General features: G+C 37.7%; 13 protein-coding genes and 1 riboswitch. Of the genes, 7 read left to right on the forward strand and 6 right to left on the reverse strand.

The annotated features are described in order from the left end of the window. Positions 1 to 25 precede the first annotated feature (25 nt). A complete protein-coding gene (locus tag ZPR_RS00655; RefSeq protein ID WP_013069649.1) occupies positions 26 to 403 on the reverse strand; it encodes a rhodanese-like domain-containing protein in 378 nt (125 codons plus the stop codon). Between the two features lie 48 nt (positions 404 to 451). Then, complete coding sequence (locus tag ZPR_RS00660; RefSeq protein WP_013069650.1) at positions 452 to 901, reverse strand: 6-pyruvoyl trahydropterin synthase family protein; 450 nt, start codon at positions 899 to 901, stop codon at positions 452 to 454. Positions 902 to 1,085: 184 nt separating this feature from the next. Then, positions 1,086 to 1,182, forward strand: a riboswitch (TPP riboswitch). Between the two features lie 186 nt (positions 1,183 to 1,368). Here ZPR_RS00660 and thiS point away from each other — a divergent pair. The 7 genes from thiS to ZPR_RS00700 all read left to right on the forward strand — a co-directional run bounded on the left by thiS (position 1,369) and on the right by ZPR_RS00700 (position 7,657). Beyond that, on the forward strand, positions 1,369 to 1,572 hold the full coding sequence (gene thiS, locus ZPR_RS00670) for a sulfur carrier protein ThiS (RefSeq protein ID WP_013069652.1): 204 nt from the start codon (positions 1,369 to 1,371) through the stop codon (positions 1,570 to 1,572). Between the two features lie 51 nt (positions 1,573 to 1,623). Beyond that, positions 1,624 to 3,480 carry a phosphomethylpyrimidine synthase ThiC gene (gene thiC, locus ZPR_RS00675; protein ID WP_013069653.1) on the forward strand — a complete coding sequence of 619 codons (1,857 nt, stop codon included), beginning with the start codon at positions 1,624 to 1,626 and terminating at the stop codon, positions 3,478 to 3,480. Positions 3,481 to 3,563: 83 nt separating this feature from the next. Continuing rightward, complete coding sequence (locus tag ZPR_RS00680; RefSeq protein ID WP_013069654.1) at positions 3,564 to 4,160, forward strand: thiamine phosphate synthase; 597 nt, start codon at positions 3,564 to 3,566, stop codon at positions 4,158 to 4,160. Then, positions 4,141 to 4,815 carry a thiamine phosphate synthase gene (locus ZPR_RS00685; protein WP_049771399.1) on the forward strand — a complete coding sequence of 225 codons (675 nt, stop codon included), beginning with the start codon at positions 4,141 to 4,143 and terminating at the stop codon, positions 4,813 to 4,815. Before ZPR_RS00680 ends, ZPR_RS00685 begins: the two co-directional genes overlap by 20 nt. 555 nt (positions 4,816 to 5,370) lie before the next feature. Beyond that, positions 5,371 to 6,141 carry a thiazole synthase gene (locus ZPR_RS00690; protein WP_041578456.1) on the forward strand — a complete coding sequence of 257 codons (771 nt, stop codon included), beginning with the start codon at positions 5,371 to 5,373 and terminating at the stop codon, positions 6,139 to 6,141. Further along, positions 6,134 to 7,240, forward strand: a complete 1,107-nt coding sequence (gene thiH, locus ZPR_RS00695) for a 2-iminoacetate synthase ThiH (RefSeq protein ID WP_013069657.1) — start codon at positions 6,134 to 6,136, stop codon at positions 7,238 to 7,240. The genes ZPR_RS00690 and thiH overlap by 8 nt, the downstream gene beginning before the upstream one ends. Positions 7,241 to 7,462: 222 nt before the next feature. Continuing rightward, on the forward strand, positions 7,463 to 7,657 hold the full coding sequence (locus tag ZPR_RS00700; RefSeq protein ID WP_013069658.1) for a hypothetical protein: 195 nt from the start codon (positions 7,463 to 7,465) through the stop codon (positions 7,655 to 7,657). Between the two features lie 242 nt (positions 7,658 to 7,899). Here ZPR_RS00700 and ZPR_RS00705 read toward each other — a convergent pair whose 3' ends face one another. From ZPR_RS00705 to ZPR_RS00720, 4 genes are all read right to left on the reverse strand, one after another. Next, on the reverse strand, positions 7,900 to 8,799 hold the full coding sequence (locus ZPR_RS00705) for a carbohydrate kinase family protein (protein ID WP_013069659.1): 900 nt from the start codon (positions 8,797 to 8,799) through the stop codon (positions 7,900 to 7,902). A gap of 1 nt (position 8,800) precedes the next feature. Further along, entirely contained in the window at positions 8,801 to 9,565 is a 765-nt protein-coding gene (map, locus tag ZPR_RS00710; protein WP_013069660.1) for a type I methionyl aminopeptidase, read from the reverse strand. Positions 9,566 to 9,586: 21 nt separating this feature from the next. Further along, positions 9,587 to 11,164, reverse strand: coding sequence for a glycoside hydrolase family 32 protein (locus ZPR_RS00715; protein ID WP_013069661.1), 1,578 nt, complete (start codon positions 11,162 to 11,164; stop codon positions 9,587 to 9,589). Between the two features lie 480 nt (positions 11,165 to 11,644). After that, positions 11,645 to 12,937: a PepSY-associated TM helix domain-containing protein gene (locus ZPR_RS00720; protein WP_013069663.1), complete on the reverse strand. Its 1,293-nt coding sequence runs from the start codon at positions 12,935 to 12,937 to the stop codon at positions 11,645 to 11,647. Positions 12,938 to 12,939: the final 2 nt, after the last annotated feature.

Raw genomic sequence — 12,939 nt, forward strand, 5'->3', positions numbered from 1 at the left:
GTTAACAGAAACTTGTAAAGCACGATTAGTTTCTGTTTTCAGAATACGCTATTAATTTCTGGAGGTCTTTTATCGAACCACCGTTAGTTACTTTAAAACCGTTTTCTTTTAAAATTTTGCTGGCTTTTACACTGCGTATTCCATGTGCGCAATAGGTGATATAATTAAGCTCTTTATTTAACTTTTTAAGGCTGTCTGAATTGATAATGCCCAGCGGAAAATTAATGGCATTTTTTATATGTCCCTGTTTAAATTCCCTTGGAGTGCGAACATCTAAAATTTGAAACTGACTAATATTCTTTCCTTTCAGCGATTGGTCTCTTTTTCTGTTGTTATAGTTTTTCAGCACAAAATAGGAGCCCAACAGTATTACGATGACAATGGCAGGAATAATCGGATTCATTTTTTAGTTTAATCAGTAAGATATCAAAAGTCTCGAAAATCAAGATTTCTAATTATCAATTGCATACCACTCTGCAAAGCTGCTTTCGGTTTCCTGAAGTTTTAAAGAATGTAGTTGAATATGATCCGGTAAATGTTTCTTTATTTTTTCAGCAAAATCAATTACCATATTCTCACTGGTGGGTTGATAGTCTACTAAAATTACATGATGACCACGGTTTTTTAATTCTTTGGCAAGCTCGATATGTGGGGTGTTTTGATTAAAAACTGTAGCATGATCAAATTGGTCTACAATTTCAGATTTCACGATCTTTTTTAGATCACCAAAATCGATTACCATTCCGTATTTTACATTTTCAGTATCTGTGATTGGCTCTCCAATAACAGTTACGCTAAGTTTATAACTGTGGCCGTGAACATTGCGGCACTTGCCATCATAGCCGTAAAGCGCGTGTCCTGTTTCAAAAGAAAATTGTTTGGTAATCCTGATTTTTGCCATACCGAAATTTTAAGTCTGCCTTGTGTAATTATTTTCCCTGTAAAATTTAAGCTGAAATTATATAAGATCGACTCTGGATTTTTCAGGGAATATTTAAAAGCAAAGGTATTAAAAGTGTATCCAATTTTGAAGATTATAGCTTCAGCATTTTTTTATCCCGGAAAATTTGAGTTAACTTTGAAGATGTAAACTTTAGGGGTGCCAATTAAATTTGGCTGAGATAACACCCTTTGAACCTGATCCAGATTAGCATCTGCGAAGGAAAAAGCACGAAAATTTTGAATCGAATATGGCCAATATCAGGCTGAAATCTTTTTGATTTGTTTAAAAACCAGACTTACTATTTATAATCTGGTTTAAGAGTAAAAATTAAATTTCGGTTCATAGCTCGTGGATTTACCACGAAATTACTCACTTTTCTTCAGGGACAATTCCCCTTGGTTTACAGCTATTAAAAATCTAAGGATATGATAACTGTAAACGTAAACAACCAAAATCATTCTTTTAAAGAACCGGTAAAGCTTGATGAACTGCTGGAGCAGCTGAATATTCAGCCTTTAGGAATTGCCATCGCTATTAACAACGAGATTATTTCTAAACCCCAATGGGAGCATACCCTGTTGGAAGAAGGGAATAACGTACTGGTGATTCGTGCTACGCAGGGTGGTTGATTGATTTACAATAGTAATCGAATTTTAAAAATCAATCTAAACCTTTTTAGTATGAAACCTAACCAGTTACCACGGGGAGAAGCCATAAGCAGAACGCCTTTTCCCAACTCAGAAAAAATTTACGTAAGAGGGCAGCTTCACGAAAATGTGAATGTGCCGATGCGTAAGATCAATCTAGATGATACCGTCGATAAATTTAACGGTATCCGAACGCCAAATGAGCCTGTTTTGGTGTACGATACCAGCGGTGCTTACACCGATCCTAATGTAGAGATCGATGTTCGCCGGGGTTTAAAACCTATTCGTCAGCAATGGATTGCTGCCAGGGAAGATGTGCAGCAGTTAAGCAGACTTTCCTCGGAATACGGCCGGCAACGAGAGGAAAATAAAAAGCTGGAGAAACTTCGGTTTCAACGAATCAGGAAACCTTTAAAAGCAAAGCCGGGACAAAATGTTACCCAAATGCATTATGCACGTAAAGGAATAATTACTCCTGAAATGGAATTTATTGCTATTCGTGAAAATCAGAAACTTCAAGAAATAAATCAAATTACTCAGCAACATCCGGGAGAGAGTTTTGGAGCTAGTATTCCCAAAGTGATCACTCCTGAATTTGTTCGGGATGAGGTAGCGAAAGGACGTGCAATTATCCCTAGTAATATTAACCATCCTGAAAGTGAACCTATGATTGTAGGGCGAAACTTTTTGGTAAAGATCAATGCCAATATTGGGAATTCTGCCGTAAGTTCTTCGATTGAAGAGGAAGTAGAAAAAGCGGTTTGGGCATGTCGTTGGGGTGCCGATACGATCATGGATCTTTCTACCGGAAAGAATATTCACGAAACCCGTGAATGGATTCTTCGGAATTCTCCGGTACCCATCGGAACAGTACCTATTTATCAGGCTTTGGAAAAAGTAAATGGAAAAGCTGAAAATCTTACCTGGGAGATCTTTAGAGACACTTTAATTGAACAAGCCGAACAGGGTGTCGATTATTTTACCATTCATGCCGGAGTTCGTTTAAAATATATCCCGCATACTGCAAAACGGCTCACCGGTATCGTGTCTCGGGGAGGTTCGATCATGGCAAAATGGTGTTTGGCGCATCACCAGGAAAGTTTTTTATACACGCATTTTGAGGACATCTGCGAAATCATGAAAGCTTACGATGTAGCTTTTTCACTGGGCGATGGTTTGCGTCCTGGTTGTATTGCAGATGCGAACGATTATGCGCAGTTTGCCGAATTAGAAACGCTTGGCGAATTAACCAAAATTGCCTGGAAGCACGATGTACAATGTTTTATTGAAGGTCCCGGGCATATCCCCATGCACATGATTAAAGAAAATATGGACAAGCAGTTGGCAGAATGCGGGGAAGCGCCTTTTTATACACTAGGGCCATTAACAACCGATATTGCACCGGGTTATGATCATATCACTAGCGGAATTGGTGCCGCAATGATCGGCTGGTACGGTTGTGCGATGTTGTGTTATGTGACGCCAAAAGAGCATTTGGGTTTACCCAATAAAGAAGATGTAAAGGAAGGTGTGATTACCTATAAAATTGCAGCACATGCGGCCGATTTGGCAAAAGGTCATCCAGGAGCACAGCATCGCGATGATGCCATGAGTAAGGCGAGGTTCGAATTTCGATGGGAAGATCAGTTTAATTTAGCTTTAGATCCCGATACGGCGAGAGCTTATCACGATGAGACCTTACCTTCTGAAAACGCGAAAGTGGCTCATTTTTGTTCGATGTGCGGCCCTAATTTCTGTTCGATGAAGATCACACAGGATGTACGGAATTATGCTAAAGAAAACGGACTCGACAGTGAAGAAGCAATCAAAAAAGGCATGGAAGAGAAATCAGAAGAGTTTAAAAAGAAAGGCAGCGAAGTATATCTGTAGAGGTGTAAGTTTTTAAAGTTTGAAAGTTAGAAAGGTGAAAGTGTGAAGTTTGCGAGCTTCAAGTAATAACAAAGCTTAAAATTATGCTGATTGTAATTTCTGCGGAAAAGTTGATCGAGAATGAAGAATCTCAGCTGAAATCGATGTTCGATGCAGGTTTAGAAACACTTCATATTCGTAAACCTGAAGTTTCTTTTGAAGAGCTGAAAACCTGGTTAGAAAACTTTGAGCCGGGATATCGTTCTAAAATGGTGCTGCATCAGCATCACGAATTAGCACGAGAATTTGGGTTGAAAGGGGTCCATCTTCCGGAATATTTCAGAACAAGTCTGAAGGAAACTTTAGAAGATTATGTCAACACATTTCAGCATTTAAAATTTACAGTGAGTACCTCGTTTCATCAAAAAGAAGAGATCTCGAGAACATCGATTTTCGATTACTGTTTTTTGAGTCCGATTTTTAATTCCATCTCTAAAACCGGGTATGTGGGAAAAACGTTTCAAGTCCTGGACATCCAGCAAAAAGTGATCGCGCTTGGCGGGATAGATGCAGCGAAAATTCCACTTGCCTATAATATGGGGTTTTATGGTGTGGCTGTTTTGGGAGCGGTTTGGCTACAGGAAGATCCAATACATAGTTTTATTAAAATTCAGCAACAATATGAGTCAGTTTTCAACTAAACATTCGGTGAATTTACCAAAAGAAATCTCCTGTTTGCATTATATCTCGCAGGGTAAAGATCGCGAGGAACACTTAGCAAATATAACACGTGTTTTAAAGGCAGGTGCAAACTGGATTCAGTTACGAATCAAAGAGATGCCGCAAAAAGAAATACTGAAAACGGCGATTTTGGCAAGGGAATTATGCGCCAAATACAAAGCAAAGCTAATTGTAAATGATCATGTAAAAGTGGCGAAAACCTGTAATGCTGACGGAGTTCATTTGGGACAAGAAGATACAGATGTTTTAGAGGCTAGAAAGATTTTAGGAAAGGATAAAATCATTGGCGGAACGGCGAATACGCTTCAGCATTGTTTGGAGCATCTGGAAAACGGAGTTGATTATATTGGTTTGGGGCCTTTACGATTTACTTCCACCAAAAAGGAACTGAGTCCTGTTCTTGGTTTTTCAGGTTATCAGGAATTGATAGAGAAATATTCGCAGCAGGAGAATACAGTTCCCATAATTGCCATTGGCGGAATTAAAGTAAACGACATTGAAGAACTCCGTAAAATTGGTTTAAGTGGAGTGGCTATTTCCAGCTTACTAACACATTCAAAAGATCCCAAAAATGAAATTCAGCAGATTTTAGATCGCTTTGCTGTGAGAGTTTAGATTTGAGAAAATAGTCAATTTGATGATGTGGTAATGAGCTGATTTGAAAATGAATTGAAGCAAGATTCAGGACTAATTTATTTTGAATGTTAAATGTTGAATTTTAAATGAAGATCTGAAGTCACTTTTGAGAAACGCTTGTCACTTCGAGTGCTTGCGAGGTAAGGAGCAATTTTATCGAGAAGTGGATTTAAGTTCGTATTTAGATTTGAGAAAATAGCCAATTTGATGATGTGGTAATGTGCTGATTTGAAAATGAATTGAATCAAGAGTCAAGAAGCAAGATTCAGGACTAATTTATTTTGAATGCAAAATGTTGAATTTTAAATGAAGAAATGAATTCACTTTTGAGAAAACGCTTGTCACTTCGAGTGCTTGCGAGGTAAGGAGCAATTGTATCGAGAAGTGAATTTAAGTTCGTATTTAGATTTGAGAAAATAGCCAATTTGATGATGTGGTAATGTACTGATTTGAAAATGAATTGATTTCAGAATTAAAAATCAAAATATAAAATTCCCTTTTTGGTTGGGGGCTAGGGCGATAAAAAAATACAAAATGAAAAAACTAAAAATAGCAGATAAAAGCTTTGATTCCCGATTATTTACGGGAACGGGAAAATTCAGTAATTCAGGTTTAATGCGCGAAGCAGTTTTGGCTTCAGAAAGTGAGTTGGTTACGGTGGCTCTTAAAAGGGTTGAGGCTGGCAATACAGAGGATGATATGATTAGTAGCCTGGCGCACGAAAAATTAAGTTTGTTACCCAATACCTCAGGAGTTCGGGATGCCAAAGAGGCTGTTTTTGCTGCCCAGATGGCCAGGGAAGCGCTTGGAACAAACTGGGTGAAAGTCGAAATTCATCCTGATCCTAAATACTTATTGCCCGATGCGATAGAAACCCTAAAAGCCTGTGAAGAACTGGTGAAATTGGGCTTTGTAGTCATGCCGTATATTCATGCCGATCCGGTGCTGTGTAAGCGTTTGGAAGATGTAGGTGCGCAATGTGTAATGCCTTTAGGTGCTCCTATTGGTACTAATAAAGGCTTAAAAACCTTCGATTTTTTAGAAATTATTATCGAACAAAGTAATGTTCCGGTGATTATAGATGCCGGAATTGGTGCTCCTTCGCACGCGGCTTTTGCGATGGAAATGGGAGCCGATGCCGTTTTGGTAAACACCGCAATTGCCGTTTCTAAGAATCCGGTACAAATGGCAAGAGCCTTTAAAATGGCCGTAGAATCCGGGCGAATGGCTTACGAAGCAAAACTTGCCGGAACCGGTAAGATTGCCCAAGCCAGTAGCCCACTAACACAATTTTTATATGAGTAGTTTTAAAACCCTATTAGCAAAGTATGATTGGGATGAGGTTTTGGAAAGTATTCAACACAAAAATGCACAAGATGTAGAGTGTGCTTTAAGTGCTGTAAAACCCGATCTTGAAGATTTTAAAGCCTTAATTTCTCCAGCAGCCAAGCCTTATTTAGAGCCAATGGCTACCAAAAGTAAACTGATTACCAAAAAGCGTTTTGGCAATACCATGCAAATGTACGCGCCAATGTATTTAAGTAATGAATGTCAGAATATTTGTACGTATTGCGGATTTAGTTTAACGAATAAGATTCCGCGGCGCACCTTAACCGATGCTGAAATTTTAAAAGAAGCTGAATTTCTGAAAAAGAAAGGCTACCAGCATATTTTACTGGTTACAGGGGAAGCGAATAGAACGGTGGGCATTGATTATTTGAGTAATGCTGTTCGTCTTTTAACGCCACATTTTGCAAATATTTCTATTGAAGTGCAACCGCTGGATCTGGAAGAATACGAACGATTGGTTGACGATGGTTTATATGCCACTCTGGTGTACCAGGAAACTTATCACCGCGAGACCTATAAAATTCATCATCCTAAAGGGAAAAAATCGAATTTTGATTATCGTTTAGAAACACCAGACCGTTTGGGGAAAGCCGGAATTCACAAAATAGGAATTGGGGCTTTATTTGGATTAGAAGATTGGCGTGCCGATAGTTTTTTTACGGCTTTGCACCTTAAATATTTGCAGAAGACTTATTGGAAAACAAAGTATTCGATTTCTTTCCCAAGATTGCGACCTTTTAGCGGCGGTTTAGAACCCAAAGTTGAAATGACCGATCCCGATTTGCTACAATTAATCTGTGCGTACCGAATTTTAGATGAGGATGTAGAATTATCGATTTCTACCCGCGAACAGGAAAAATTTCGCGATCATATTGCGCATTTAGGGATCACCTCGATGAGTGCCGAATCAAAAACCAATCCTGGTGGTTATGTGGTAGAACCACAATCGTTGGAGCAGTTTGAAATTTCAGATGAGCGTAGCACCGAAAGGATCGCTACCATGTTAAGGAAAAACGGAATCGAACCGGTTTGGAAAGACTGGGAGAAGTTTTAGTTTAGTATTGTTAGTATTTAGAATGGAGTGGAATTAGTTGGGAGCTTTTAGCTTGAAACTGTCTGCTTTTAGGCGTTGGCTTTTCTTCGATGTTCCCTTGCAGGTTGTTGAACATTCCTGTTCATTCCTTTATTTTAATTACTATTTTCCATTTCAAATAAAAACACCTAAATTGTAAATTATTCGGGGGAAATAAAATATTTTTTTTAAAAAACGTATACTATGAGTGAAAATAAAATCAGTTTGAATACTATTCTTACGCTAGGATTTATCGCTATTTTTAGTGTATTGCTTGCGATTAATTTGATATTTAAAGATATACTTGGTGATAACTTAACCCCAATCTTAATGATGGGTCTGGGGTATTTCGTAGGATATTATGCTTTTAGAGGCTTACGTATTCTAGGGAATAAATAATTCTAATCTCCGGACTACGATTCAGCATCGCATTTCGATTTACGAAATTTTATAATCCTTTTTTAAATCCAACTTTTCCTTAAACGGCACCTTAAAATTCGGCGCTAAGTCTTGTCTCCTAATTCTTTTCTCTTAACTTTTAACAGCGAGGAGGCTACGCATAATTTTATCAAACTACTACTTAACTGGAGACTTCGATATAAAATCTTTTTCAAAGATTTCAGTCTGTCTCCGATTATCCTCTACACCCTATCAGGAAACATAAACTTTTCAATTTCTTCAGCAGAAAATTTAGGATTTGCTCCTTCTTGCGAGGCCACCAGGGCGCCAATCGCGCAGGCATAATTCAACGCTTTTTGAGGTGTTTCTTGTTGTAATAATTTTGAAATCAATGATCCTAAAAAGCTATCACCGGCTCCCACGGTATCTGCTACTTTTATTTTATAACCGCTGTTGTAGTATAATTTTCCTTCAGTAAAAAGAACGGCACCATGGCTGCCTTTGGTTACACAGATGGTTTTGGCATTAGTGATTTTAGCCATGTAGCTGAGGTTTTGCTCCAGCGAGTGGAAAGGCGAGTCAAACATCGCCGCGATCTCATATAATTCGTCGTCATTAAATTTAATGAAATCAGCTTTTAAAATAAGGTCTTCTAAAACTTCTTTTTTGTAATGCGGTGGTCTTAGATTGATGTCGAAAACAGAGAATTTTGCATATTGGAGTAATTCATTTAAGGTCTCTCTGCTTTTTTGATCGCGACAAACCAAACTTCCGAAGATAAAAGCATCTGAAGTATTTACTTTTTCGATCATATTTTCAGAAATATCGATTTTATCCCATGCAGCAGGATATTCGATAGTATAAGAAGCTGAACCATTTTTATCGAGCTCTACATTTACTACACCGGTAGGGAAATCTGGAGTTTTAGCAACTAAAGAATGATCTATTTTTCTGGATTTTAGGTATTCCAATAAATTTTTTCCCTTTTCATCCTGGCCAACACTACTAATCATCGTGGTGTCAATTCCGTTGGCGCTTAGGCGGGAAGCAACATTTAAAGGTGCTCCCCCAATTTTTTCTGAATTAGGGAAAATATCATATAAAATTTCTCCAAAAGAGACTGCTTTTAGCTTTTGTGTCATTTTAGTTCCAAATTTCGTTAGCTGCAGTTAATATTAAAGGAAGACCATCGGTGACCATAATAGTATGTTCATGTTGTGTTACATAACCACCTTTGTTTCCAATAAGTGTCCAGCCATCATTTTGCTCTACTGCTATGGTCGATTTTGTAGCGATAAAAGTTTCTATGGCTACAGTGGTATTTTTTTTGAAGCGTTCCCTATTGCTTTTAATTCTATAGTTTAGAATGTTTTCGGGCTTTTCGTGTAAACTTCTACCAACCCCGTGTCCTGCTAAATTTCTAATGACCTTAAATCCAGACTTTTTCGCTTCAGTTTCCATTAAATAGCCTATATCCGCGATTTTCACTCCGCCTTTAATTTGACTTATCGCTTTTTGCAGAATATTCTTCGAAGCATCTACCAGAGGTTGGTGGTTATTGAGATCTTTTCCAATAATAAAAGAACCTCCATTATCTGCCCAGAATCCATTTAATTCTGCGGACACGTCGATATTTATTAAATCGCCTTCCTTTAGAATTTTATTTTCTGACGGAATACCGTGGGCAGCTTCGTTATTTACACTAATGCAGGTATAACCGGGAAACCCATAAGTTTCGAAAGGTGCCGATTTTGCACCATAACTTTTAAGAATTTCACCGCCATAATCGTCCAGTTCTTTGGTAGAAATTCCAGGTTTTGTAAATGCTCTCATTAGTTTAAGTGTAATTGCAACAACTTCACTAATCTTTTTCATTCCGTTTAATTCTGCTTCAGTGCTTATGGACATGGATTTTAATTCGAATAGTTATTAATTAAAATTGAATTCGTTGGCTTCAATATCGATTACAGGAACACCTTCATTAATCTTTAAACTGGTATAAGGCTGCTTGGGAAAGAAGATCTCGGTCATTACTGTTTCTCCATCATCATAAAAAACTTCGATGCTCATATTATCTAAAATCATGTTTACTTGTAAGGAATCTGAAGTCGATATTCTTCTTCCGGTAGATATGGTAGAAGCAAATTCCTTTCCGAAGTCAGTAATTCCAGATTCAGATCGATCAATATAAAACTCGTTTTCTGCTTTTTTAAATCCAAATTTAAAATGATCGCCACTATCATTACTTAAAGATAAATGAACGTCTTTGGTGATCTTGGGAATTAAAAAAGAAACCTGTGCTTTGGTAAGATCAAGCTCGTTGGTATCGATTATTGCATGATCCTCGTCGGTTACCTTCCATTTGGTGATCGTTTCACCAATATATTTTTCAAGTTCTTTAACCGGGGTAGATGTGATAATATACTTATCATCTTCTTTTTTCAGCGTTAATTTTCGTGCAATTGTCATGGCGCTTCTCCATGTTTCAGTAGGAACTTCCTGAGCATAAAGCCAGTTAGACATCCAGCCCATAAATAAAGTCCGGCCATCTTCTTTTGGAATATTAGACCATGTAACTCCGGCATAATTATCTTTTCCAAAATCCAGCCAGTAAGGATGGTCTATGTTTTTTCCATGAAGATCGGCTTCAGGAGTAAAGTTCTTACCATCCCAATTACCCACAAAATATTGCGTGGCCGAGCCGCCATTGTATCCGCCGGGATTAGTACTTTGAATAAGCACCCATTTGGTTTCTTCGCTGTTTTCTACTTTCATAGGGAAGAAATCGGGGCATTCCCAAACGCCGTCCTGTGCTGCGTAATTTTCACCAAATTCCGATACCTTTTTCCAGTCTTTTAAATTTTCTGAAGTATAAAAATAGGCACGGTCTTTAGCCGAAAGCGCCATTAACCATTGATTGTTTGCTTCATCCCAGTTCATTTTAGGGTCCCTGAAATCTTGTAATTCGGGATTCTTAATTACCGGGTTTTCTTTGTATTTTGTCCAGGTTTTTCCTTCATCCAGGCTATAAGCAATAGCCTGCGATTGATAATCGATTCGGCCTTCTTCAGCAGCCTTCGCATCATGATAGGTAAACATGGCTACAACTGGCGGAGTGGTTCCATCTCCAAAGCCAGAAGTGTTATTGTGATCTACAACCGCACTCCCGCTAAAAATATAGCCTTTTTCATCGGGAAAAAGAGCGATGTCCTGTTCTTTCCAGGTAATCATGTCTTTACTGGTAGCGTGTCCCCAGTGCATTGGGCCCCATTTATTATCTTCTGGATAATACTGAAAGAATAAATGATACGTACCGTTTAAGTAAAACATTCCATTAGGATCATTCATCCAGTTTTCCTTTGGGGAGAAATGGAAAGCAGGTCTAAAATCCTCATCGGTTTGAATCGATGCTGTTTTATTTTCATCGGTTTGTGAATCCTTAGTATCGTGTTTACAGGATATCATTAATAAAAAAGCAATAAGCGCTGCAGGTCTCAAAATTTTCATAGCATCTCAAAATTAATAATCAACAATAAAAAGCAGCTAGAGGTTAAGATTTTATAAAAATAGTGAAAATTTCAGCGATTTTCCTAATGTTATTCATCTGAGTTTGATTCCATAAAATGCAGGAGGATGAGTGAAATCTTTATTGGCACCGCCAAAAGGTTTAGTACCCCGTAACGATAGCAATCGGGAGGCCTCGGAATTGAAATTTAGTCTCTATCGAATGCCTGGTGGGCTTGCCCTGAGGTAGTTTACTGAAAAATTTTAATGGAGCTTCCATTTTTGGGACATTGAGTGAATTTTCAAGGAAAATTTGTATCGAAATGCCCCAAAATGTCTACCATAATCGACATCGGTTATAAATGATTACAAATTGGTAAATAGCAAAACTTTGGTACTAAAAAGAGGATGGCTTTTAAAAAACTGATTTTAGAAAAGGTGTATATCACTAATCATAACAATTTCTGGAAAGTCGAGGTACTCCTATTTTGTATTAACGGCCTTTTTTAAACGGTGAACAAAAACATAATAAGTAAGCAGTAAAATTACAATCCATCCACAGCTAATGACCAGTATTCCTGTAGATGACGTATGGTAACGGGACACCAGTTGTATATACATGCTTATGATTAGAAGGATATATATACCCCAATTTACAAACTTCCATTTACCCAATATTGAGATTTGCTTCTTTTTTCTTTGTAACGCCTTGCGTTTTAGGGTAATCCATATTCCGGTTAATATCAATGAAGAAATGCCTAAACCTATAAAAAACCAGATAATCTTTGTGGTTAGTCCTCCCCAGTATCCAAAATGAAGTGGATCGGCAATATCATTTATCCACATGATATTACTTATATTTTTAGCATTTTGGATCTTTACTACTTTGTAGTTGTATGGGTTTATATAAACCCTATTAGCACGTTGACGAACCAACGGAACATCAGAGTTGCCCCTAACATACACAGGCTCATTCTTTGTATTGGGGATGTTTATACCTTCTGGCTTAAAATAAGGAATTGCTTTTTGGGCTACCTGGGTGATACGGTCATAGTCAATAGTATAGGTAAGATTAATACTATCGTTATTTGCATTGCTATATTCCAGCTTTGGAGGTTTAGGGTTTACTGCGGTGCGTACATCGGCAATATTGGTGCGTTCTATAAAATACCATATTCCGGTAGCTGAAAACAGAATGGAAAACGGAATAGACCATAATCCCACGAGCCGGTGAAGACTTCTGAAAAACACCAATGGGCCTTTTGTTGTTTCGAGTTTAAATAATTTTCTCCACCATTTTTTATAAAAGCATAAAGCCGTTAAAAAGGAAATCAGCAACAAAAAAGCAAAGCTCAATACTACTAAATAGCCAAATTGATAAAAAGGCATAAATAAAAAATAGTGAAGATCCCTGAAAAAGCGTTGAAAGGTAAGATTGGCATTTCCCTGTATTTTTCCAGTATATGGGTTGGCGAAGACATAGGTTTGCCTGCCATCCACCTTTGTATAGATGATATCACATAAATAAGGTTCTTCTGCCCGCATCCAATAGGAAATCTGAGCATTGGGATATTGCTTTTTGAGATTACTGATAATGGTATTTCTCGAGGCAAATTCTTTTTGGGGTTTAGCCCTGATCTCAGAAATAAACAACCAGTCCATCTCGTGGCTAAGGGTTGCCATAGTACCTGAAAAGCATACTATAAAAAATAGTATGCTTAACTTGGTACCAATCCAACTATGAATTTTAAATAACTTTTTCTTTGATAATTTCAATG

It is taken from the genome of Zunongwangia profunda SM-A87, assembly GCF_000023465.1.
Classification (GTDB): Bacteria; Bacteroidota; Bacteroidia; order Flavobacteriales; family Flavobacteriaceae; genus Zunongwangia; species Zunongwangia profunda.

What these genes read in the sequence shown, in the direction of transcription:
- map (WP_013069660.1), bottom strand. Translation starts at nt 9,565, where the DNA reads ATGTCCATAAGCACTGAAGCAGAATTAAACGGAATGAAAAAGATTAGT.
- thiS (WP_013069652.1), top strand. Translation starts at nt 1,369, where the DNA reads ATGATAACTGTAAACGTAAACAACCAAAATCATTCTTTTAAAGAACCG.
- ZPR_RS00680 (WP_013069654.1), top strand. Translation starts at nt 3,564, where the DNA reads ATGCTGATTGTAATTTCTGCGGAAAAGTTGATCGAGAATGAAGAATCT.
- thiH (WP_013069657.1), top strand. Translation starts at nt 6,134, where the DNA reads ATGAGTAGTTTTAAAACCCTATTAGCAAAGTATGATTGGGATGAGGTT.
- ZPR_RS00715 (WP_013069661.1), bottom strand. Translation starts at nt 11,164, where the DNA reads ATGAAAATTTTGAGACCTGCAGCGCTTATTGCTTTTTTATTAATGATA.
- ZPR_RS00660 (WP_013069650.1), bottom strand. Translation starts at nt 901, where the DNA reads ATGGCAAAAATCAGGATTACCAAACAATTTTCTTTTGAAACAGGACAC.
- ZPR_RS00690 (WP_041578456.1), top strand. Translation starts at nt 5,371, where the DNA reads ATGAAAAAACTAAAAATAGCAGATAAAAGCTTTGATTCCCGATTATTT.
- ZPR_RS00655 (WP_013069649.1), bottom strand. Translation starts at nt 403, where the DNA reads ATGAATCCGATTATTCCTGCCATTGTCATCGTAATACTGTTGGGCTCC.
- ZPR_RS00700 (WP_013069658.1), top strand. Translation starts at nt 7,463, where the DNA reads ATGAGTGAAAATAAAATCAGTTTGAATACTATTCTTACGCTAGGATTT.
- thiC (WP_013069653.1), top strand. Translation starts at nt 1,624, where the DNA reads ATGAAACCTAACCAGTTACCACGGGGAGAAGCCATAAGCAGAACGCCT.
- ZPR_RS00705 (WP_013069659.1), bottom strand. Translation starts at nt 8,799, where the DNA reads ATGACACAAAAGCTAAAAGCAGTCTCTTTTGGAGAAATTTTATATGAT.
- ZPR_RS00685 (WP_049771399.1), top strand. Translation starts at nt 4,141, where the DNA reads ATGAGTCAGTTTTCAACTAAACATTCGGTGAATTTACCAAAAGAAATC.